The sequence below is a fragment of the Sphingobacterium pedocola genome (genome assembly GCF_015209965.1).
GTDB lineage: Bacteria > Bacteroidota > Bacteroidia > Sphingobacteriales > Sphingobacteriaceae > Sphingobacterium > Sphingobacterium pedocola.
The window spans coordinates 1,321,549-1,343,144 of sequence record NZ_MU158689.1; the positions used below are offsets into that span (position 1 = coordinate 1,321,549).

Genomic DNA, 21,596 nt, shown 5'->3' on the forward strand with positions numbered 1-21,596 from the left:
TGTGGGTATTACTTCGCAAATCTTTTTGTACATGCCACACAGCCGATTACGGCTATTGTAACAGCCAGCATACCGAAGCTCACCTTTTCGTGTAGCAATGAGCTCGCAACCGCCAAGCCCAAAAAGGGCTGTAACAGCTGTAATTGACCTACCGTTGCGATGCCTCCCTGCGCCAGGCCCCGGTACCAAAAGATAAAGGCAATAAACATACTAAACAGCGAAACATACGCCAGGCCAAGCCAAGCCCCTGTACTGATATCCGCAAGCGAAGGCGGCATATACATCAGGGTAAGCGGCATCATAACAGGCAGTGACAGAACCAATGCCCAGGAGATGACCTGCCAGCCGCCCAATGTGCGGGTGAGTTTGGCCCCTTCCGCATACCCCAATCCGCAAAAAACAATTGCCGCAAGCATTAATATGTCGCCCAAAGGTGAAGACGCAAAGCCCTGTGCAACAGCATACCCCATTACCAAAAGACTGCCGACAACTGAGAAAAGCCAAAACACCGGCCGTGGGCGTTCGCCTCCGCGAACGACGCCAAAGATCGCCGTTGCAACAGGCAACATGCCCAAAAAGACGATGGAATGTGCCGAAGTAACATATTGTAGCGCCAGAGCACTTAATAAGGGAAAACCGACCACCACACCAAGCGCAACAATAGCCAGTGGTAAAAGCTGCTTTTGGGCAGGGCGTTTTTCCTTAAAAACCAACAACGCGATCAGCGCAAGTATCCCTGCAATAGAAGCCCGCGCCGCCGTTAAGAATATCGGGTTGAGTTCTAATACAGCGATCCGCGTAGCAGGAAGCGATCCACTAAATAATATCACCCCCATTATGCCATTTAGCCAACCTTGTGTGGTATCCTCTTTTACCTTACTTAACCCTATTTCTGCCATGATCTACTATTTTGCTGTAAAATTCGTCAACTAAAAAGAACAAACACAGTCACAGTTTTTGTTATTTGGATAGACACAGTTACATTTGTAGGGTGAAGAAAGACTTTTTATACCAGGAGATAGCAGGCAACATTGCCAACAAGATCAAAACAGGTGTACTGAAAGAAGGCGAACGTCTGCCTTCGGTACGCATGTTGAGCACGGAGCACGGCATAAGTGTAAATACAGCCAAGCGGATATTTCTTGAACTGGAAGCGCAATCGCTCGCACAATCCAAACCCCAGTCCGGTTATTTTGTCAGCCCGTTAAGTTACCTGAAACTTCCGCTGCCTGAAGTAAGCAAGCCCCTGCCTATAGCCAACAATAAAGAACCGAATGATTTGATCAACGGTGTTTACTCCACGATGGGCCGTCATGACTTAACGTTATTTTCTATTGGTGTGCCTTCGGGCAATATTTTGCCCCTGGCAAAGCTAAAAAAGGAAATTGTGCTGGCTACGAGATCGTTAAAAGAAGGCGGTACCGAATACGAACCTTTACAAGGTAATCTAAAGCTGCGAAGAATGGTAGCCGTTCGATCCTTGGCCTGGGAAGGCGCATTAACAGAAGACGACGTCATTACGACGAGCGGCTGTATGAATGCATTGGCACTATGCCTTATCGCGGTAACAAAGCCAGGCGATACCCTCGCATTGGAGAGCCCCTGCTATCCCGGTATTTTGCAGCTCGCGGTCAGTATGGGATTGCATGTGCTTGAAATTGCTACACACCCTGTGAGCGGGATAGATATTGATGCGCTTAAAAAATTACTTCCCCAAATAAACGTCTGTCTGCTAGTGCCCAATTTCAATACGCCATTAGGGTATTGCATGCCGGATCAAAACAAGAAAGAAATCGTAACCCTTTTGGCACAATATAATATCCCCTTGATTGAAGATGATACCTATGGTGATATTCACTTTGGCCCTGAGCGTCCTAAATGCTGTAAATCTTTTGATACCGACGGAAATGTGTTGTGGTGCGGTTCGGTATCAAAAACCCTGGCCCCCGGCTACCGGGTGGGCTGGATTGCCCCCGGCAAATACAAAGACCAAATATTAAAACTAAAGCTGATCCACGCGATATCTTCCACCTCTATCATCCACGAAGCGGTAGGGAATTTCCTCATGACCGGTAGATACGATAATCACCTCCGTCATTTTCGTAAGACGCTACAGGAAAACTATCAACGCTATGCACTTGCCATATCCGCGCATTTCCCTGATGGCACTAAAATAAGCCGGCCACAGGGCGGGCTTGCATTATGGGTAGAGCTACCGAAACAAATTGACACGGCAGAACTGTATAATTACGCTTTAAAAAAGCAAATAAGTATCGCTCCCGGTAGAATGTTTACCCTACAAAATCAGTTTCAGCATTGCATGCGCCTTTGTATTGGCCTGCCCTGGACAGAAGAGCTGCAGTTAAAACTAAAACAGCTTGGAAACCTTGCAAAAATGCTTGCGTAAGCAAACTAAAAAATCCCACTTTTTGTGTGGGATTTAAAGATATTATTTGATCGTATTATTCGTATTGAGTTTAAACCGAGATGCGTCAGACGAAACGTCGTCTATAAAATCACTTCCCCAAGTTTCCATCAGTGTGATAATGGGCAAAAGCGACTCACCCAGTTCGGTTAAAAAATACTCGACTTTAGGTGGAAGTATAGGATAAATGACTTTTCTGACAACGCCATGTTCTTCCAGTTCTTTTAGTTGCAGGCTCAGCACACGTTTGCTTGCTTCCGGGTTTTTTCTTGCTAACTCGCTTGGTCTGTGTATCCCTTTATGGATCGAATTAATCAGACAGGGCTTCCATTTCCCCCCTATTATTTCGAGGGTTATGCTCATTCCGCAACTGAAATCTTTTGGTATTTTTTTTTCGTACATCGCTATTTAACCTGCATTTTTATAGGACAAATTTAAGCTATATTTTAAACAATGAATATAGTGACAATATTTTCACTATAGCATTATTTTAACCCGTATTTTATCTTGTTTCCGATGTCCATACTTTTGGATGTATTAATTTTAATAAATAAACACATGGAATTATCAAACAAGGATAAAGCAGAAGCTATACAAAACAGCATCGAAACGGAAACGTTGGCAGAAATAGGACTAATTCATCCGGAATCCTATAAACAACATAATCCAAATGTAGCAACCGGGCTTCAGGCAATTTTGGCATTACACGAGCAGATGCCGATGGAGAAGGTATATACGAATGTGGTTCGTAAATTTCAAGATGGTGATATCGGATTTGTTCATGTAGATTATTTTCTTTTCGAACACACGGCGGCCTTTGATATACACCGTTTTGAAAATGGAGTCAGCGTAGAGCATTGGGACAATCTTCAAACTAACAGCAGAAAGCTGAACAAAAGTGGAAGGACGATGACCGATGGAAAAACCAAAGCAGTAGATCACCATAAAACAGACGACAACAAAAGACTGGCTCAAAATTTTGTTAAAAATGTATTGGTTAACGGGCAAATCGATCTTGTATCGGCGTATTTTAGAAACGATGAATTAATTCAGCATAATCCCTATATGGGAGATGGTGTTCAAGAGTTTCTAAATGTGTTAGCGCAATGGAAAAAGGACGGAAAACCTCAAATCTATAACAAAATTCATAAAGTACTGGGAGAAGGCAATTTTGTTTTGGTATTAAGCGAGGGTTCCTTCTGGGGAGAGCACGCAGCCTTCTACGACCTGTATCGAATTGAACAGGACAAAATTGTAGAGCATTGGGATGTTATCGAAGCGATACCCGAACAGAAAAAACGGAAAAACGACAACGGAAAATTTTAACCATGAAGCATCGGCAAAAATATTTTAGATTCATTAATACATTTTTTGTTGTATTACCTACAACCTTCGTAATTTCAATAGTCACTCATTTGATGAAAGGGACTTTTATCGAAAATCGGATTGATCTGTTTTTTAAATCCTGGCTTTTACTATTACCAATCGCTTACCTATGCGTATTGTTATTATTGCCATTAGCAGACAAAATAACCAACAGGATTTTAAAATAGTGTAAGAAAAGGACCATCCGAAAATTGAGGGCACTGAAAAAGTGCCTTTAGAAATTAAAGGTTAAAAACGAGCAGAAAAACTAAGTTTTACCGCTCGTTTTTTTTTATCTTAAAGTCGATTTAGAAAAATGCTTTTAGATGTTAGCTCAACAACAAGAACTTCAGTTCAGTTCCTTTTCGAGGCTGTATAACCTGATCATTCCCAAGGACAATCTGCTTTGCAAGATCAGCGAGGATGAATTTCCCTAAGGTAAGCATATTGCAGTTAACCATTTATATTGTTATTTTTAGAGTGATCATTTCACACTTTAGAGATCAAAGGCAGACCTGTAATTCTTTCATCAAAGTGGTGGACGTTTGGGTCATAGCTGATTAGCCTCCAATAGTAAAAGTTATTATGAGATATATCGTAACATTGACAAGTTATGGACATCGTGTCGAAAGTATCGCACCGTATGCGGTCTGTTCGCTACTGAATCAAACCTTGGCTCCCGACAGAATAATTTTTTGGCTTGCATATGATACTCCTGTACCGCCAATACTAAGAAAACTGTGCGGTATCGGATTGGAAATAAAATTTTGCGAAGATCTGAAATCGTACAAAAAGTTAGTTCCTGCTATGATTGAATTTTCGAATGACGTCTTAATCACGGCAGGCGACGATCATCTCTACCCCAATAACTGGTTCGAACAACTTAAAATGGCTTTTTTGGAAGATACTTCTAAAATCTGTGTACACAGGGCGCATGACCCGACATTAAACCAAAGCAGTACTACTTCAGTTCCTTATATAAAAGCAGGTTACGAAATAGGTTCTGTTGGAAGCTATACTACCCCTTGGTGGAATCAAGGCTCTGAGAATAATAGCGGTGGGTATTAAAACGTCCTTATAAATTATGCAACTATTATTCTGAACAATAAATCATGAGAAATATAATTTTAATTTTACTATGTGCTTTGGTCAACTTGGTTTATTCCTCGTGTATCAATAGCAACACCTCGGATTCAGGTATAAAAGAAATCACACATCAATCCCATGTTAGAAACTATTATCTGGATCACGAAAAAAGGGTGTTCGTATGCATCGAAGAGAAAGATAGTCTGATCTCGATTTACGAATTTTACAGAAACGATTCTTTAATCAGGAAATATACGAATGTTGAGAAAAATGGTGAAGTCAGCTTAGCCTGTGAGACGTTTACCGGTACTTCCATAAAGAAGGTATCCGGCAACGATTCTTTACAACAGAATACATCGGGAGAAAGCCATAGTGCAGACAGTTTAAATGCATATTATACAACCCACTTTGATGCAGTAGATTCGGTAGAGTTTTGGAAAGAGGTGACCGATATGTTGGACTCATCTACTTTTCATTTGCCCAACGATCAATGTTTACTGGATTCCAGTTATTCCAATTCAAAATATGAAGACCAGGCAATAGTTCTGAATGCAGCTAATCTCGTTAAAAAGATTGACGTGAACAATTTTGAACAACTTCCAAAACTGTTTTTTGATGTCAGCATTGATCAGCAAGGACATATTAAAAGCGTAGAATACACCTCCTGGGGATCAAAAGTCTATGGAAAGCTCATTGATGAAATCGGCGAGATACTTGTTTCAGAATCTATACGTGGCTATCAAATATTACAACATCCGGTTAAAGTGAAGCTGCCGATAGGCGTAGTCATTAAATCAGGTAAACTACCATAGTCATCCTTATACCGTAGTGAATATTTACACTACATCTACATGAGAAGAATGGAACCAAATACACATAGCCATATATCGTCACCGTTAAAAGAGACTGCCTTTTTGAGAGGTCACTGAAAAAGTCCTTTAGTAAAAACGGGGTTGAAAATTTAGGTTTTCAGCCCCGTTTTTTGTATCTTAATAGTGTCAAAAGAAAAAACACAAATATGCTTGCCCACTAAGGGAAAATTGCTATCGGCCGGGCGCAAGGTCCAAAACCTATTCGGTCACCATCAAATCAGGCACACACCTAAAGCAGATGGCATTCCAGGAAACCGCGGAATACAAAGAAAACATCAAACACAGATATAAGATCGAAGCGAAGAACAGTGAACTAAAGAACGTTCATGGCTATGGCCGTGCGATAGCCTATGGCATCGAAAACATGCAAATGCAGGGCGCATTGGCAATCTTTACCGTAAATCTTAAAAAGATCATCAAGCTGATGAACTAAGTTCCAGGAAAATGATCTCAAGCCCTCCATTAAATCGGTAATACATCTATATCAACCACATGAAATCACCCGAGCAAACAATGGGATAAAAGAAAAGCGACCAAGTAAAAGTTGCCTTTTCCTGATCGCTTTAAGATCTTAAAATTATTGAAATACTTTTTCAGTGCCCTCCGAAAATTGATGGTCCTTTTACTTGTGATCATGTTGCGTTATGCTAGTTTGCGCTGTCTTTCCGGCGACCATTTTTCTTTGCTACCTCAGCGAGTAAGCGGCTTACCAAAAAACTGACACAGGCACCCACGGCAGATAATATGGCAGTCTGTAACATATCACCCCATTGGATGCTTGCCCAAATTGAACAAACGGTACCTCTTGAGATGTGAGATGTGAGATATTAGATTGAGATTTACGACTCACCAATTCCTGATTCCGGCTACCCGTTTCCTGATTTCCAGTCACGATTCACCAGTCACTAATTCCTAGTTACCAACCCCTCGAAGATTGCCGCGTCGCTAACATTACGGTGTGATTAATTAAATCGCAAAACTTGTAGATTATTGTTATTTTAGCTTTGTAATTTAATTCATAGCATGAAGATGCAATTGATCAGTAACCATACACACATAAAAATGAAAAGATTATCCAGTAGCTTATCCGTACTCATCGCCCTCTCTGCGTTTACAGTATCTTGTAATAACAGTAACCAAAAAACAGACACCGAGCAAGAAGATTCCCTGCGCGTAGAAGTACCGAATACGGAAAGCAGTACAACGCCCAGCACATCGCCGTCCTTCGATATCAATACGATTGCCCTATCGGACAAAGAACTGGGTGAATTTCCATTTTTCAGTTTGCCAGAGGGATTAGCCCTGCTCAATAAAAAACCAATCGAACGCAAGTTTGACCGGATCTTTTTTCCGATTGATGGAGTCATGACACCGATTGAAGGAAGGGTATGGAAAGCCGACATCAGTACAGAAGGACGAAAACATGGCGAATGGTCTTTGCCCTACTTTGAAAAGAGCTATACCGAAGCGATTGTTGCCGTTGGCGGAGTGAAAATTTTTGATGGCAAAGTTTCGAAAGATGAAATTGATCGCATTAAAGACGAAGCCACCTATTTTGGCGAAGGTGGATCGATCGATTATTGGAATTCTCCAGTAAAAGTCTACGTGATCCGCAGAGCAGACGGTGGCGATGTGTATATCCAATTTTCGGGCAATACAGCCGGGGGGCGGCTACAGATTCTTCAGCAAGAAGCCTTTAAACAGACCATTACGATGTTAAAATCAGACGAAATTGCAACCCAACTGAATGAAAAAGGGAAAGCCGTTTTGCATATTAACTTCGATACGGACAAAGCCACATTGAAACCAGACGGCGTCGATGCCGTAAACGAGATCACCAAAGTATTAAAAGCCGATAACACGCTTAAACTTGAAATCAATGGGTACACTGATAATTCGGGAACTGCAGATCACAACAAAAAACTTTCCGAAGCGCGAGCAGCAACTGTCAAAAGTGAGCTAATCACTGCAGGTATCAGCGCCGATCGCTTAAGTTCAGGCGGGTACGGACAAGATAATCCGATAGCCGATAACACCACGGAAGAGGGCAAAGCACAAAACAGAAGAGTAGAGCTGGTAAAGAAATAACACTATTGTCTGATATATCTTATTTCTTGAGGGCCACTCGTGTGGGCGTTAAGTGGATCACACGGGCTATATCATCATTGGCTCATGCCAGCCTGCTAATTTGAAGCTGCCGTAAAATCGGCTATAATCCGTTTCAACGCCATTTTGAACCAGTATGTGAAATCCTGCGGTTGCGCATCCACCTCCTGCTCCAGTTGGCCTAGCGATATCCACCTGTAATTTTGGATTTCGGCCGGATTGGGATCCGGTTGAACATCCGTGTAGCCGTAAAAAACGTGGTCATACTCATGTTCTATCAGGTTATTCTCCACGGGTATATTATATATAAAAGAAAAAGCCTTCTCTAGGCTACACGACAGTCCCATTTCAAATACCAACCGCTCCTTTGCACTTTCTGCGATATCTTCATCCCACTGTGGATGCGAGCAGCAGGCATTTGTCCATAGGCCGGCACCATGATACTTTCCTTTTGCCCGCTGATGAATCAGCATATCGCCATTCCCGTTAAATATAAAAATTGAAAAGGCACGGTGCAAGACACCCAATCGGTGCGCTTCCATTTTGTCCATCTCTCCTAGGGCTGCATCTTCCCTATCCACCAGTACAACACTATTTCTTTCCATAAACAATTTATTGTCAATATATCCTACCTCAAACGCCACTTCGGTAATCACATCAAGTTAAAGCCGGTTCACTAAACGTGTCCCGGGCAAACTTTTTAAAAAAGAACACGTTCCATAAAATCATGGTATACCCATACACGGCATCTTCTACCGGAATGGTACCTATACGTATCCCCATATAGTGGCCTGTCGTGTAATTCACGATGGGCTGATCCAGTCCCGTACCGGTTAAAACGCCATTCACCATAAAAAAACCTGGTAACAGCATCGCATAGATCAATGAAGCTTTACCGATCCATGATACCTTGGCCATAAATTTCAGGTACAGCAGCGATAAGGCCGTGACGAGAAACGTAATGAATGGATAAATTAAATCCCGATTAACAATAGCGAGCACAAGGCACGAAACCGCGATCACAAGGCAGAAGTACAGATCCGTCTGTTGCCTCCAATCCAAATTAAAAAACTTATCCAGACAATAGAAAGTGAAAACACAGGAGAATGGGATACATATAAAAAACAGCCATTCCTCCAGGGGCAGTCCGAGCAGACGTACACCGATCAGGTAATCGTCGTTAAACCACCATACCCCCATTTTGGTAAACCATGCATCCCAAATAATGAATGGCACTAATACCAGTGTCGCGCTCTTGATAAACGGCACGAAAAATTTGTCGAATCTAATTTTCGGATGAAACGAGAAAATAAAGCAGATGACCACTGCCAAAAAATTTACGAGTAAGTAGGTATATTGCTTCATGATATAAATCTCATAACTAACTAAATTTTAGTATTTTTATCTTTAAAATACATTTTAAAATATTTGATCGGCACCCATAGAAAGCCAAAGCATTCCCCCTGTTCCTTTCCTGTATGTTTGTGATGCTGTTTATGGGCTCTTCTTATGGCAAGCAAATACGGATTCTGCGTATCGCGAAGGAATTTAATACGCTGATGGATGAAAATATCGTGTACAAAGAAATACGAGCAGCCATAAAGGGACACGCCAAGTCCAACGTAAAACCAATAGTTAAAACCCTGCACCGATCCATAATACATTAATAGAAAAGCCGGCACCGCAAAAATGACAAAGAAATAATCATTTCTTTCCAATTTGCTATCGTGTCCATGATCATGGTGGTCTCTGTGTAAAAACCATAAGAAGCCGTGCATTACATACTTATGTGTGCACCAGGTAAAGCCTTCCATAAGTAAAAACGTAGCGATAACGATTAAAAAGTTCATATCTTTATGTATTAAATTTTTCCTCCAACACCTTGAACCGATGGTCGAATATGTAATCTAATTTCTTTTTGACGAGCAGCCGGTGTACACAATCCCCCAATAACCCAAAGGGCAATTCGTAGTCTATGGTATCGGTCATGAGCACCCCGTGTTCATTTTCAACAAAATCATGCTGATGATTCCATAATTTGTACGGCCCTTTTTTTTGGTAATCCGTGAAGCTGCGCAAGGGTACTACCTGCGTAATTTCCGTCTGCCAGCCCATCGTTATACCCCATAAAGGGGTCACGTTATAGTCAATCTGCATTCCCTCATAGATCGACGCACTGTCTAGCGCAGACCGTACCTTAAATTTCATCGATGCAGGTGTGAGGACAGCTAGGTTGTATGGCGACGAAAAAAACTGCCATGCCGTCTCTAAATCAGTCTTAAGCTGCTGCTTTCTGTGTAGTTTATACTTCATATATCTTAGAGCATAGCGAGTTTATACTGAAAATAACAGCTCATCATCAACGACAGCTTTCTTCCGTTGTTTATCCTTATACGTTTATTGACAATCGTATCTGCAGATGTGCACCTTATTTTTTTAAACAAAGATATGTAATACCGATAGGCCAAATAAACACCGTATTTTGATGAAGTTGGCAACATTTTAATACCAGTCAATGCCAGATCAAATTCTGCTTTTATCTCTTCTTCTATAGCTATTTTAACATCACTGGTAAATGCATTTAGGTCAACGTTGGGAAAATAGGTGCGTCCCAATATATGAAAATCATCTTTTAGATCGCGTAGGAAATTTACTTTCTGAAAAGCAGATCCCAAGCGCATGGCGTAGGGTTTCAGCCGTTCGTATTCCGATTTATCCCCCTTCACAAACACCTGCAGACACATTAAACCGACCACTTCCGCAGATCCGACGATATAGGTATCATACAATTCTGCGTTGTATGCAATTGGTTGGAGATCCATTTCCATACTTCGTAGAAACGTATCGATCAGTTCATGATCAATCTGATATTCGTGGACGACATGCTGAAAAGTATTTAAGATCGGGTTTAAGGAAATCTGTTCGTCCAAAGCCTCCTGCGTCTGTACCCTAAAACGTTGCAATAATTTAGCTTTATCATAACCATGGAAACTATCGACAATTTCATCCGCCAACCGCACATAACCGTAAATCGCATAGATAGCTGGTCGAATCTCCGCATTTAAGGCCAAAATACCTAAAGAAAAGCTCGTACTATACTTTTTTGTTGTCTCTTTACTTACCTCAAAAGATAACTGATCGAATAACTCCTTCATAATTTATAATTTACATGAATAGATGGTGATAATGCACACACTTCATGTGCTACAATTTTGCCCGATATGATCGACGGTGGAACACCTGGACCGGGTACAGTGAGTTGCCCGGTATAAAACAGATTTTTTACTTTACGGTTACGTACAGACGGTTTAAATACCGCCGTTTGCCGCAAGGTATTAGCTAGACCGTAGGCATTTCCTTTAAAAGCATGATAATCGGTCATAAAGTCTGCTATACAAAAGCTTTTCTTGTAAGTTATCTGTGCTAACAGTCCTGTGGTATGCGTATGTTTTTCCAGACGTACAATCATCTGTTTAAAATACGCTTCGCGCCTATTCTCGTTATCGTCCAATCCTGTCGCAATCGGCATCAGCATAAACACATTCTCATGGCCTTCAGGTGCTACGTCTGCATCTGTCTTCGAAGGGCAGCAGGTATAAAAAAGCGGTGCAGATGGCCACTTCTTGTCTTCATAAATCTCCTTCGCCTGCTGATACAGATCGTGCTCAAAAAACAATGTATGATGTTTCAGGTTGGGAATAGTACGGTTAAAACCCAAATAATAAATAAGGCAAGAAGGTGCAAAGGTACGGCTCTCCCAATATTTTTCATTATAGTTGCGGTACTTCCGCTCCAGCAATTGCTCACTATGGTGATAGTCGGATGAAGCAATGATAGCATCTACTTCTATCTGGTTTCCGCCAATTTGAATGGCTTTGGCGTACTTGTCTTCAACCACTATTTGTTGTACCTCCGCATGAGCATGAAATACCACACCAAGATCTTTTGCTACCGCCATCATAGCTTCTATAACCCGAACAAAACCTCCCATGGGGTACCAGGTACCCAGTTTATACCCACCATAATTCATCAAGCTATATAGCGCCGGGATATTATCAGGCATTGCACCTAGGAAAATCACTGGGAATTCCATCAGCGTCACCAATTTCGGATCGGTAAAGTACTTCCGAACAAACTGACTAAAATCACTTAGCAAGTCAAGCCGAAGTGCACTTTTCGCTATTTTCAGCGATACAAATTCAAACCAGGAGTGACAGGGCTTATTCACGAAATCCATCATGCCCACTTCATATTTGTATTTGGCGTCTGTCATAAAGCGATCCAGTTGAATTGCAGCACCAGCCTCTATACGCTCAAACAGCGCTCTCATTTCATCGTAATCTTCTGGCAGCGCAATGACCTCGTCTGCAAATACCATCTCAAACTGCGGATTAAGCGATACCAACGTATAAAAATCCGCGGCAGATCTACCAAAATCCTGAAAAAAGTTGTCGATAATGTCAGGCATCCAATACCAGCTAGGCCCCATATCAAAGGTGTAGCCCTCGTCGGTTTTAAACTGCCTAGCCCTCCCCCCGAAGCTGCCGTTCTTTTCATACACGTGTACCTCATGCCCCTCTTTAGCCGCATATGCTGCTGCAGAAATACCCGAAAAGCCCGAACCTATAATCGCTATTTTCATCTACAAATTATAGTTTTAGTTACTGTCTATTAAATGGTTATGATAGGCCACCTCCAGTAATTGGTTGGTACCCAAGTTTTGTTCGTAAATAGGTTGATGAAAATCAACCAGCTTATTAAGCAGATGGATAAGTTCCATCTTCTCCGATGTACTCAAGTTGCCCGACACCACGCTGGTTGCTTGCCTTATTTTCGCCATTTGACGCTCTAATGCCAGGTTGCCCGCTTCCGTAATCGAAATGATCTTACTGCGTTTATCCGCTAATGAGTCAGCTTGTTCTATCCAGCCCTGGGCTAATAGCCGGTTAATAATCTGTATACCGTAAGGTTTTTCATGAATGTTACGTTGGATTAGCTGCATTTTGGACATCCCGCCAAATGCCCGTAGATTAATCAAATAAATGAATTCCTCCTGTGTGGAAAAATCAGAACCCGCTATAGCAGATTTAGAATACGACTTAGCATACCGATTTAGCTGTACCAACAGGGTACTTAGTGCACTTTCTGGACTCCTGCCGTTCTCTTTCCCTTCCCATTGTGGATTTTTTTGGGGTAACTCTGTATTATTTTCTACCACCCACGCTATAAAATCCTCTATGCCTACAGGAGCGTCTTTATCTACAATCGATTCGTTTTCAAACCGTTCGACTAAATTGATAACATCTTTTACCAGTCTATATTTCATCTTGACTACTTATTGCAATAATTAGTCCAAAAATAAACTAAATAATTTTATTTAAGTATAAAAATATACTTAATTAACAAAAACAAAGTAGCCGCAGCCATACCGAAAAGAAAATGCCCCCTATCTTTATTCCGTTAAAAGACAGGAGGCATAAACCATAATTGTATTTTTCTTCCGTGGATAGCGTATGCTTAGCGACGTTCCACCCCCACTTCATCCGCCCACTTTTGGTAACTTTTTCTCATTTTTTCGACCACAGCAGGATACTTCGCGCTAAGATTCTGCAATTCTACTGGGTCTTCCGCCAAGTTAAATAATTTGATTTCATCTTTCGGGTATCCGCAAATCAATTTCCAAGAGCCGTCTCTCATGGCCCACTTGCCAAAGTGCTCCCAATAGAGCGGTCTTTCTGCTATATCATCTCCATTAAAAGCCGGTAGCAACGAAATACCCCTTAGTTCCGTAATCTCTTGTCGATGGTACTGTTTGGGGTATGTAGCCCCTGCAACGTCGATACAGGTGGCCATAATATCTATTACGTGTCCTACGACGTTGGATCGATTATTTTCTTTTTTCGCGATAACCTTAGGCCAGTGGGCAATGAAGGGGGTAATGATTCCGCCTTCCTCCGTGCACGATTTATACATTGTATAGGGTGTGTTAGATGCGTTGGCCCAAGGTTCATCATAGGCCACATAAGACCCTCTCTGTCCGGGCTTTACTCCAGGAACATTTAATTTTCTCCCGTCAATGTTTTCAGCGCTGGCTCCGTTGTCCGAAAGAAAGACAATTAGTGTATTATCAAACTTCCCTTGCCGCTTCAACGTTTCCATAATTTTACCTACACCTTGATCCATTCGATCGACCATCGCGGCATAAACCTCCATCCGATCTGCCCAATCCGCCGGATCCGCTATCGCCTCCCAGTTGGGTATACCTTCCGTACGTGCAGAAAGTTGATGACGCTGATCCAGCATACCGAGCCGTTGCATCTTTTCGTACCGCTGTGTGCGAATATGTTCCCATCCCTGATCATAGATGCCATCATAGCGCGCTATATCTTCCTCTAGGGCGTGTAACGGCCAATGTGGCGCTGTGTAGGCGAGGTACAAAAAGAAAGGCGCTTCTTTTTCTCCAATTTCATGCTGCTCCAGGAATGCGACAGCCGTATCCGTCAATGCATCAGTCATGTAAAAATTGTCTGCAGGCGGAAACCACAGGTCGTTTTGATGTACCATTTGCCTTCTACGCGGTTCTTCGACCAGCTCAAAATAACTGCTTGCTCCGCTGATCAAGCCAAAATAGCGGTCAAATCCACGTTTTAAAGGCCAATGCTTCCGATGCTCGCCTACATGCCATTTTCCAGACATATAGGTCTTATAGCCCACCGCTTTCAAAACTTCAGCCAAAGTCACTGTCTTGTTGTTCAAAAACCCCTGATATGGCCCGGGCTTGGGTTTGCTCTCCGCTGCACTTACCATTTTTCCCATTCCAGCCTCATGCGGATACACACCCGTTAACAAGGATGCTCTAGAAGGGCAACATCGTGTTGCGTTGTAGAACGAACGAAACTGAATCCCGTCAGCAGCCAGCTGATCCAGGTTTGGTGTCTTGATCTCACTGCCATAACAGCCGAGATCGGAATAACCCATATCATCCACCAAAATCACAATGATATTTGGACGGTCACGGTCCATACCTGAAACCTGACCGATAGCCGAATCTGCCGACAATAGGATTACAAAGGCAAGTATCCATCCATATAGTAATTGTTTTAGCCACGAAATACGGTGTTTGTCTAAAGCTGCGAGTTTCATATTTTCGATGTTTAATGATCAATTTCTGTTAACGGGGGTAAATTGCGTTCAGCTCCGGCATACCCTTTATTCTGATTGATGATTCCCAGGGTATTGGTATTAATGGCGTCTGCAGGGATCGGGAATAAGACGTGATATGGGCTAATCCGACATTCAGAAGAACCCCATCTCAAATGTTCCTTATAAAAATTATTAGTTGCCATCACCCTGTCGTACCAAAAATTCCGCTCGCTGAATTCGTCCAACGAGTAACCATTACGCCCTTCGGCCGCCATAATATACGAAATCCGCACCAATTCTGATTTGCGGTGCTCTTCTGCAAAGAGCTCACGTGCCCGTTCGTCCAGTATAAATTCTATTGTGACATCGCCAGCGGCAATTTCACCCGCATCCGCCCGGCGTCTTATGCTATTAAGATCTGCAGCAGACAGGTCCATTCTCCCAAGCCAGTAATACGCCTCGGCACGTAATAAATAGGTCTCCGCAGAGCGGTACACATAATAGTCCCCCTGTCCTCCATTTGGCGGCTGATCCGTTGTCGCTTGCGGCACAAACGTTTTATAAAACGGAAAAGAGTGATAATGTTGGAAGGTGTCTACAATTGCAGCAAAGTTACGGGGATCAATGGGCTTACCGAAATCCCGTGATGCAGGGTTATTGTAAAGCAGTTCTTCTTGTAGTACCCAATTACCATCCTTTCGTCTCAGGTCGTTGTCATCTTTCCACACCTCATAAAGGTAATAATTAGAAGGCCGAAGATTAGAATTACCGCGGCCAAGCGAATCATAGGTTGCGCCGCGATCTAGCGTACCCCGTGCTGCCCTGCTATCCAATACGCGGGCGTTCCACCACGCAGGGTGGTAATTGCGCATCGTATGGAGACCACCTGTACGCACCTCATCCGGTAAATCATTTCTATCCAATACACCCAAGATAGTTTCGGTATTAGCGGCGTTATGTACGTTTACCGGACGGTGTAAATCCCAGAACAAGTTGCGCGATGGAGCAGCTTCAACTTCAGGTCCGAACCGTTCGCGCATCAGTGGATGCTTCGCGATTACATCAGCAGCCATATCGACCGCCTTTTCATACGCTCTATTCGCAAGATATATCTTCGTCAGCAAATGTTTACCTGCCGATCGACTTGGCACTCCTTGCCGCATCTGTTCAGGAAGCCACTGTACCGCAAATTCCATTTCCTGTTGCATACGATCCAAGATCGTCCAACGGGAATGCGTAAAAAAGTCGAGCTTCGCTTCCAGCAATTCCTTGTCGATATACGGTACATCACCAAATTGATTGACCAGTAAATAATACCAATATGCCCGGTGAAAGTAAGCTTCCGCTAAAATTTCATTCCGATCCTGTTCGCTGCTCCAAGTGATATCATCGATTCGGGACACGAGGCTGTTTACGACACGTATCGGTCTGTACGCCCATTGAAAATTATCGAGCACGTAGTAGTTTCCGTCCGCATTGGGCGTGAGCTGTAGGTTCATATTCCGTATACCATTGTCATTCAATGGCCCAGCTACGCCCAATTCGGTAAAAATAGATTCTGACACCACGGTGTTTAGCTCCCCGTAAAACGAATTTCGGAGATTCTTCCGCGCGGTAACCAGCATAGATTCAAATCCTTCTTTGTTAATCAGCAGGTTTTCAGGCGCGTAAAACGATAGCGGTTCCGGTTTCAGCCATTCTTTGGAACATGAGATAACTGCGCTGCCGCTTATCAACACAACTATACTATATAAAATTCTTTTTTTCATTTTATTAATACTAAGAGATAAACTAAAACGATGCATTGAGTCCGAGTGTAAAAATCCGAGGCATTGGACTATTTTGTGATTCGGGATCCCAGCCAGACCACTTGCTCCAGGTGAGCAAATTGCGTGCACTCGCAAAAAATCTAAGCTGGTTTACAGATACTTTCTCCAATATTTGTTGCGGCATGCGATAGCCTATCGCAGCATCCTGCAGCCGTAGAAAACTGCGGGACTCGTACATATTTATTCCGCCTTCAAACAGCCGGTAATTCACATTAAGACGCGGATGTGTATTCGATCTATTTTCTGCTGTCCAATATGGGATATCCAGTGTATTGGCCCGGTCATAGATATTTGAGCTCGAGTGATTAAAATCACCGCGCTCACCGATGTGTCCCAAATCGGCACGAACGAAGATGTTGAGATCAAAATATGTTAAGAAATTAAAATCATTACGCCAGCCCAGCGTGTATCGTGGTTGGCGCCAACCTATAAACTGTTTATCATCAAACTGTCGGTATGCGCCATCTGCATTAACATCTTCCACACGGTATTCTCCCGGTCGCATTCCATATTGCCCAGCTGCATCCGCTTCTTCCTCCTGCCATATGCCCTGTATGCGGTAATCCCACACGCGATCCAGCGCCTCTCCCGGAAAATAGCCATTAGCGTAATCGGGTACCTCTCTTGTTACCGTCTGCCCATTCACTTCCTCCTCGATCATATCTCCCCAAAGGCGGTTTATACGGTTACGGTTCAGTGAAAACACCAGACTACTGCGCCAGGTTAGATTTTCCTTCTTCACCAACTGCCCTTCCACCGTTGCATTTATGCCTCTATTGAAGAGTTCTCCCAAATTGGTTGTTACCGATTCGTAGCCAATTATCCGAGGTAGCCTACGGTCTAGTAACAAGTCGTATGTTGTTCCTTGATAAGCGTCTAACGTTACCGTAAGCTTTCTTTCAAAAGCAGTTAAGTCTACGCCGATATTGTACGCTTCGGTCCCCTCCCATTTCAAGTTGGGGTTCGCCATCGAGCTATTTGTCAAGCCGACCACGACATTCGTGCCATCGAAATATGGATTGCGGGATAGATTAGAAAGAGCCGCATAGGTAGGTACATCCCTGTTACCATTTACTCCCCAGGAAAAACGCATCTTCAGATCATCTACCCAAGCAACATTGAAAAATTGTTCCTGCGACAATCTCCAGGCAAATGCGGCAGATGGAAAGAAACCCCTCGGGTGATTTTGACCAAATGCCGAGAATCCGTCCCTACGCCACGAAAAGGTGAAGAGATAACGTTCGTCATAATTGTAGTTCATCCGCGCCATTAGCGCATCACCCGTGCGTACCCGGTCATTATTATTGATAGAGGGGTTTGCGCCGTACTGTAGTCCGTGCCAAGACAGATTTTCATTGGGACCAAAGTTCTCATTTTCCTGGAAGGACTGTTGTATCTGTAACTTTTCTGCATTGATTAAGAACGTAAAATCGACCGCATGTTTATTAAACCGTTGCGACCATGTCAAGATATTGTCCAACATCCATTCGTATGAATGTTCATCCGATCGATTTCCATATCCATTTTGGCGTCTAATCCCGCCCTCCATGGTAGTCGACGGCCAAAAATTATAATTTTTTTCAGTCACCAAGCGGTTCTGAAATGATGCTCGGTATTTGATACCGAAGGGCAACTTCAATTCGGCATAGAACGTGGCAAACAGGCGATTATTTTTAACGTATTGATCCTTGTAATATGCATCTAAGAATTCGTTTGGAAATGACGGATCTTCCTGCGGGAACCTGACCAACATGCCATCCTCGTCGTCAAATCGGCCATACGGACTTAAGCGGTTTATTCCGCCGGCTGGTACCGAACTGTTGTCTGAGCTCGCAAACTGTGCATTCATTCCAACTTTGAAAAAGTTTGCCACATCACCCTCCAGGTTTAAACGTGTTCGCCAGGTCTTGATCCGATCGCCGTAAATAATTCCTTCATTATCGGTATAGCCTGTAGACAAGTAGTAGTTCACTCTAGATCCTTTTCCGGAAAGTGCTATATCAGAATTATGCCTCAGCCCCTGCTGCATCCGCTTGTCGTACCAATCGATAATGCGGCCTTGTTGAAATCCTTCGATTTCCGTACTGTTAAGGCGCAGCCTTTTCAACCACTCCACCGTGTTATCGTCATCGACATTATTGCTGTAGCCTCTCCATTGCTCCAGCGATACATTGGCTGGTAGCTGATCCGGATTCATATAATAGCCTTCCGCATCACGTGGTGCCATTTGCTGCATCAAATCTTCCCTAAATCGCAGATAACCTGCAGCATCGAAAGGCTTGTAATCGTTGGATGTCGAGGCAAGGCCCCACATCGAGGATACCGTTACCGTCGGCACATCACTTGTACCCCGTTTGGTCGTCACAATGATGACGCCGGAAGCAGCCCTCGAACCGTATACTGCTGCAGAGCTAGCGTCTTGTAACACATCAATGGTGGCAATATCAAACGGGTTAATATCCTGTAAAGCACCGTTGTAGATTACTCCATCCAATACGATCAGTGGACTTGTCCCTGCGGTAATGGAATTAGCGCCCCGTACTTCTAGCGATGCACCGCCTCCGGCTCCGGTTGACTGGCTGCTGGCAATACCGGCTACCGTACCGCTGAGGAATTCGCTCAGGTTGGTGGCCGATTGCGTTTCGAAATCGCGCGCATCAATACGTGAAATCGCCCCGGTGAGGTCGCTCTTTTTTTGCGTACCGTATCCCACGACCACCGCCTCTTCCAGATCATTGACAGCAGGTCGCATCGTAATTTCCAGCTTAGACCGCCCATTGATCGTAACCTCCTGCGGTTCAAAGCCCACAAGAGAGAATACCAATATTCGTCCGTTAGCTGGTATCTCGATCATAAAATTTCCATCGGCGTCTGTTTGCGTCGCCATGGAAAAATTTTTGAGCGAGACTGTAGCCCCTTCCAAAGGCAGCCCTTTTTCATCAAGCACCCGTCCGCTGAGGCCGATTTGACGTGTCGCTATCGGTTCCGTGACCGCATGAAGTGTATTTAGGTTTGCTTTTTTTGCCGTGGTCTTAGGCCGAACCAGTACGGTCCGGTTCCGAACCGCGTAATCGAGCGGCTGCCCAGCAAAGCATACCGCTAGGGCGTGCTCCAAGCTAGCGTTAGATAATTTCACACTTACCGGGCGGGCTTGCTTCAAGTCTTGATCCGCATATACAAAATCAAAACCGCTTTGCTCGCTCAGCACCTTCACGATCTCTCGTAACGGAGTGCTTTTTTTATTTATCGTGATCTGTGCCATTGATTCTGCAGAAACCTGCATCATTAGCACAGTTAATAAGAATACTGTTATGCGCATCACTTTCCATATTTGCCGGTAGATTGATGTATTACAGCATACTACCTGAGTATAGTTTATAATCATTAACTTTGTAGTGTTTGGTTTATTCGTAGTTTTAGTTTTACACAAATTTTAAAAAGGAATTGGCCAAATCTATCGGCGGAAGGGGTCTCAAGCACTTCCGCCTTTTTGTTGGCTCTCCTTTACAGGTGAGCTTTTTTACATCACGATTACCCTCCTTCCCACTATCTCAAACTTCACCGCCTGCGTAAAGCCGATCTTGTCGAGGATTCCAGATATATGCTCATATCGACCAACCGATCCGGTAAACGTGCCGTACGATCGATCGCCCTGATAGACGATTTCTACGTCGTACCAACGTGCCAGTGTTTTCAAGATATTTTCCAAGGGTTCTTCCTCAAAGACGAACTTCCCCTCCTTCCATGCTGTAAATTGCCTTACATTGACATTATTGACTTGCAGCCCATTGTTTTGAAGCAAGGATTGCTGTCCAGGGCGTAGGGAGCGAGATACGTCGTCGTTTGTACTACCTGTATTACTTAACGCCACATTTACCTGACCTTCGACAAGGGTAGTGCGTGTTGCTTTATCGTCCGAATAAGCCGAAATGTTAAATTGGGTTCCCAACACTTCGACCGTCTGCCCGTGCGATTGCACGAGGAATGGCACATTAGCCCCAGTGCCCTTAACATCGGGCAACACCATTTTCGTTACATCAAAATAGGCTTCGCCTTCCAGATATACGCGACGCTCCTTGTTGCCGAACTGGGCGGGATAGCGTAATGAGGATGCGGCATTCAGCCATACCCGCGTTCCATCCGGCAATGTGATCTGATACTGCCCACCCCGTGGCGTCTGTAAAGTGAGCATTTGCCCCTCCTTTACCGAGCTGACTAATTGCCCATCTTCGTATTTAATGGAATCGCCGACAACAATACCATCGTGAATATCGCTCAACGCAATCTCCTTTCCATCTTCCAGCGTTAAAGTCGCGCTATTCCCTCCAGGTACAATGCTATCGCGTTGCGTTATTGTAGGATATTGCTCCACAGCGTTGGGCATATAAAACCATAGCGCACAACCCACCACAAGCGCCACTGCAGCAGCATAATACCAGCTTGGCACCATCTTACGCGCAGGTATCTTCTTCGTACGGTGCTTGTCGATACCTTGTTTGATTCTATTCTTCAACATCGTACGATCTTTTTCCGTCAGTTGTTTTAGCACATCCTCATCCTTTTCGAATAGCCGATAATACACATCCAAAAAATGCTGTTCTTCGGATGTTGCTTTACCGCTGCGATATTTCGCGAGAATTTCTAAAAAGGTTTTCTTATCCATGATCATTGAGGTTTACATGAATAAGACCGGCTAAGACCACCTTTTCCCGAATGTTTTTTATTTTTTTTGAATTAATATCTAACGCCCGCTGTATCAACAACCTATAT

At 43.5% G+C, this 21,596-nt stretch carries 19 protein-coding genes and 1 pseudogene; 7 read left to right on the forward strand and 13 right to left on the reverse strand.

Features of this window, described 5'->3' with window-relative positions; all coding sequences use genetic code 11:
• Nucleotides 1-8: 8 nt before the first annotated feature.
• Nucleotides 9-899, reverse strand: coding sequence for a DMT family transporter (locus tag C4F40_RS05545; protein ID WP_196938359.1), 891 nt, complete (start codon nucleotides 897-899; stop codon nucleotides 9-11).
• A gap of 92 nt (nucleotides 900-991) precedes the next feature.
• Between C4F40_RS05545 and C4F40_RS05550 the strand changes: the two genes are divergently transcribed.
• On the forward strand, nucleotides 992-2,407 hold the full coding sequence (locus C4F40_RS05550; RefSeq protein WP_196938360.1) for an aminotransferase-like domain-containing protein: 1,416 nt from the start codon (nucleotides 992-994) through the stop codon (nucleotides 2,405-2,407).
• A 42-nt stretch (nucleotides 2,408-2,449) separates the two neighbouring features.
• Here the strand turns inward: C4F40_RS05550 and C4F40_RS05555 are convergent, their stop codons facing one another.
• Complete coding sequence (locus C4F40_RS05555) at nucleotides 2,450-2,788, reverse strand: winged helix-turn-helix transcriptional regulator (protein WP_231389933.1); 339 nt, start codon at nucleotides 2,786-2,788, stop codon at nucleotides 2,450-2,452.
• A 195-nt stretch (nucleotides 2,789-2,983) separates the two neighbouring features.
• Here C4F40_RS05555 and C4F40_RS05560 point away from each other — a divergent pair, with 195 nt between their 5' ends.
• The 6 genes and pseudogenes from C4F40_RS05560 (at nucleotide 2,984) to C4F40_RS05585 (ending at nucleotide 7,836) form a co-directional block, all read left to right on the forward strand.
• Nucleotides 2,984-3,751: a nuclear transport factor 2 family protein gene (locus C4F40_RS05560; RefSeq protein ID WP_196938362.1), complete on the forward strand. Its 768-nt coding sequence runs from the start codon at nucleotides 2,984-2,986 to the stop codon at nucleotides 3,749-3,751.
• Between the two features lie 2 nt (nucleotides 3,752-3,753).
• The gene (locus C4F40_RS21730) at nucleotides 3,754-3,978 is read left to right on the forward strand and encodes a DUF2798 domain-containing protein (RefSeq protein WP_196938363.1); all 225 of its coding nucleotides are present in this window, start codon (nucleotides 3,754-3,756) and stop codon (nucleotides 3,976-3,978) included.
• A gap of 397 nt (nucleotides 3,979-4,375) precedes the next feature.
• Complete coding sequence (locus C4F40_RS05570) at nucleotides 4,376-4,858, forward strand: hypothetical protein (RefSeq protein ID WP_196938364.1); 483 nt, start codon at nucleotides 4,376-4,378, stop codon at nucleotides 4,856-4,858.
• A 44-nt stretch (nucleotides 4,859-4,902) separates the two neighbouring features.
• Nucleotides 4,903-5,688 (forward strand): hypothetical protein, encoded by a 786-nt coding sequence (locus tag C4F40_RS05575; protein WP_196938365.1) that lies wholly within the window; start codon nucleotides 4,903-4,905, stop codon nucleotides 5,686-5,688.
• Between the two features lie 208 nt (nucleotides 5,689-5,896).
• A pseudogene (locus C4F40_RS05580) lies at nucleotides 5,897-6,181 on the forward strand (transposase); the annotation flags it as partial.
• A gap of 629 nt (nucleotides 6,182-6,810) precedes the next feature.
• Entirely contained in the window at nucleotides 6,811-7,836 is a 1,026-nt protein-coding gene (locus C4F40_RS05585; protein ID WP_196938366.1) for an OmpA family protein, read from the forward strand.
• A 95-nt stretch (nucleotides 7,837-7,931) separates the two neighbouring features.
• Here C4F40_RS05585 and idi read toward each other — a convergent pair whose 3' ends face one another.
• From idi to C4F40_RS05640, 11 genes are all read right to left on the reverse strand, one after another.
• Complete coding sequence (gene idi, locus C4F40_RS05590) at nucleotides 7,932-8,459, reverse strand: isopentenyl-diphosphate Delta-isomerase (RefSeq protein WP_196938367.1); 528 nt, start codon at nucleotides 8,457-8,459, stop codon at nucleotides 7,932-7,934.
• Between the two features lie 52 nt (nucleotides 8,460-8,511).
• Nucleotides 8,512-9,219, reverse strand: a complete 708-nt coding sequence (locus tag C4F40_RS05595; RefSeq protein WP_196938368.1) for a lycopene cyclase domain-containing protein — start codon at nucleotides 9,217-9,219, stop codon at nucleotides 8,512-8,514.
• A gap of 20 nt (nucleotides 9,220-9,239) precedes the next feature.
• Nucleotides 9,240-9,704 carry a sterol desaturase family protein gene (locus C4F40_RS05600; RefSeq protein ID WP_196938369.1) on the reverse strand — a complete coding sequence of 155 codons (465 nt, stop codon included), beginning with the start codon at nucleotides 9,702-9,704 and terminating at the stop codon, nucleotides 9,240-9,242.
• 4 nt (nucleotides 9,705-9,708) lie between these two features.
• A complete protein-coding gene (locus C4F40_RS05605) occupies nucleotides 9,709-10,167 on the reverse strand; it encodes an SRPBCC family protein (RefSeq protein WP_196938370.1) in 459 nt (152 codons plus the stop codon).
• A 5-nt stretch (nucleotides 10,168-10,172) separates the two neighbouring features.
• Nucleotides 10,173-11,009 (reverse strand): phytoene/squalene synthase family protein, encoded by an 837-nt coding sequence (locus C4F40_RS05610; protein WP_196938371.1) that lies wholly within the window; start codon nucleotides 11,007-11,009, stop codon nucleotides 10,173-10,175.
• A complete protein-coding gene (locus C4F40_RS05615; RefSeq protein ID WP_196938372.1) occupies nucleotides 11,006-12,496 on the reverse strand; it encodes a phytoene desaturase family protein in 1,491 nt (496 codons plus the stop codon). The genes C4F40_RS05610 and C4F40_RS05615 overlap by 4 nt, the downstream gene beginning before the upstream one ends.
• A gap of 15 nt (nucleotides 12,497-12,511) precedes the next feature.
• Nucleotides 12,512-13,180 carry a MarR family winged helix-turn-helix transcriptional regulator gene (locus C4F40_RS05620; protein WP_196938373.1) on the reverse strand — a complete coding sequence of 223 codons (669 nt, stop codon included), beginning with the start codon at nucleotides 13,178-13,180 and terminating at the stop codon, nucleotides 12,512-12,514.
• A gap of 191 nt (nucleotides 13,181-13,371) precedes the next feature.
• A complete protein-coding gene (locus C4F40_RS05625; RefSeq protein ID WP_196938374.1) occupies nucleotides 13,372-14,997 on the reverse strand; it encodes an arylsulfatase in 1,626 nt (541 codons plus the stop codon).
• Nucleotides 14,998-15,008: 11 nt separating this feature from the next.
• Nucleotides 15,009-16,766, reverse strand: a complete 1,758-nt coding sequence (locus C4F40_RS05630) for a RagB/SusD family nutrient uptake outer membrane protein (RefSeq protein WP_196938375.1) — start codon at nucleotides 16,764-16,766, stop codon at nucleotides 15,009-15,011.
• Between the two features lie 22 nt (nucleotides 16,767-16,788).
• Complete coding sequence (locus tag C4F40_RS05635; protein WP_196938376.1) at nucleotides 16,789-20,145, reverse strand: SusC/RagA family TonB-linked outer membrane protein; 3,357 nt, start codon at nucleotides 20,143-20,145, stop codon at nucleotides 16,789-16,791.
• Between the two features lie 201 nt (nucleotides 20,146-20,346).
• The gene (locus C4F40_RS05640) at nucleotides 20,347-21,489 is read right to left on the reverse strand and encodes a FecR family protein (protein ID WP_196938377.1); all 1,143 of its coding nucleotides are present in this window, start codon (nucleotides 21,487-21,489) and stop codon (nucleotides 20,347-20,349) included.
• Nucleotides 21,490-21,596: the final 107 nt, after the last annotated feature.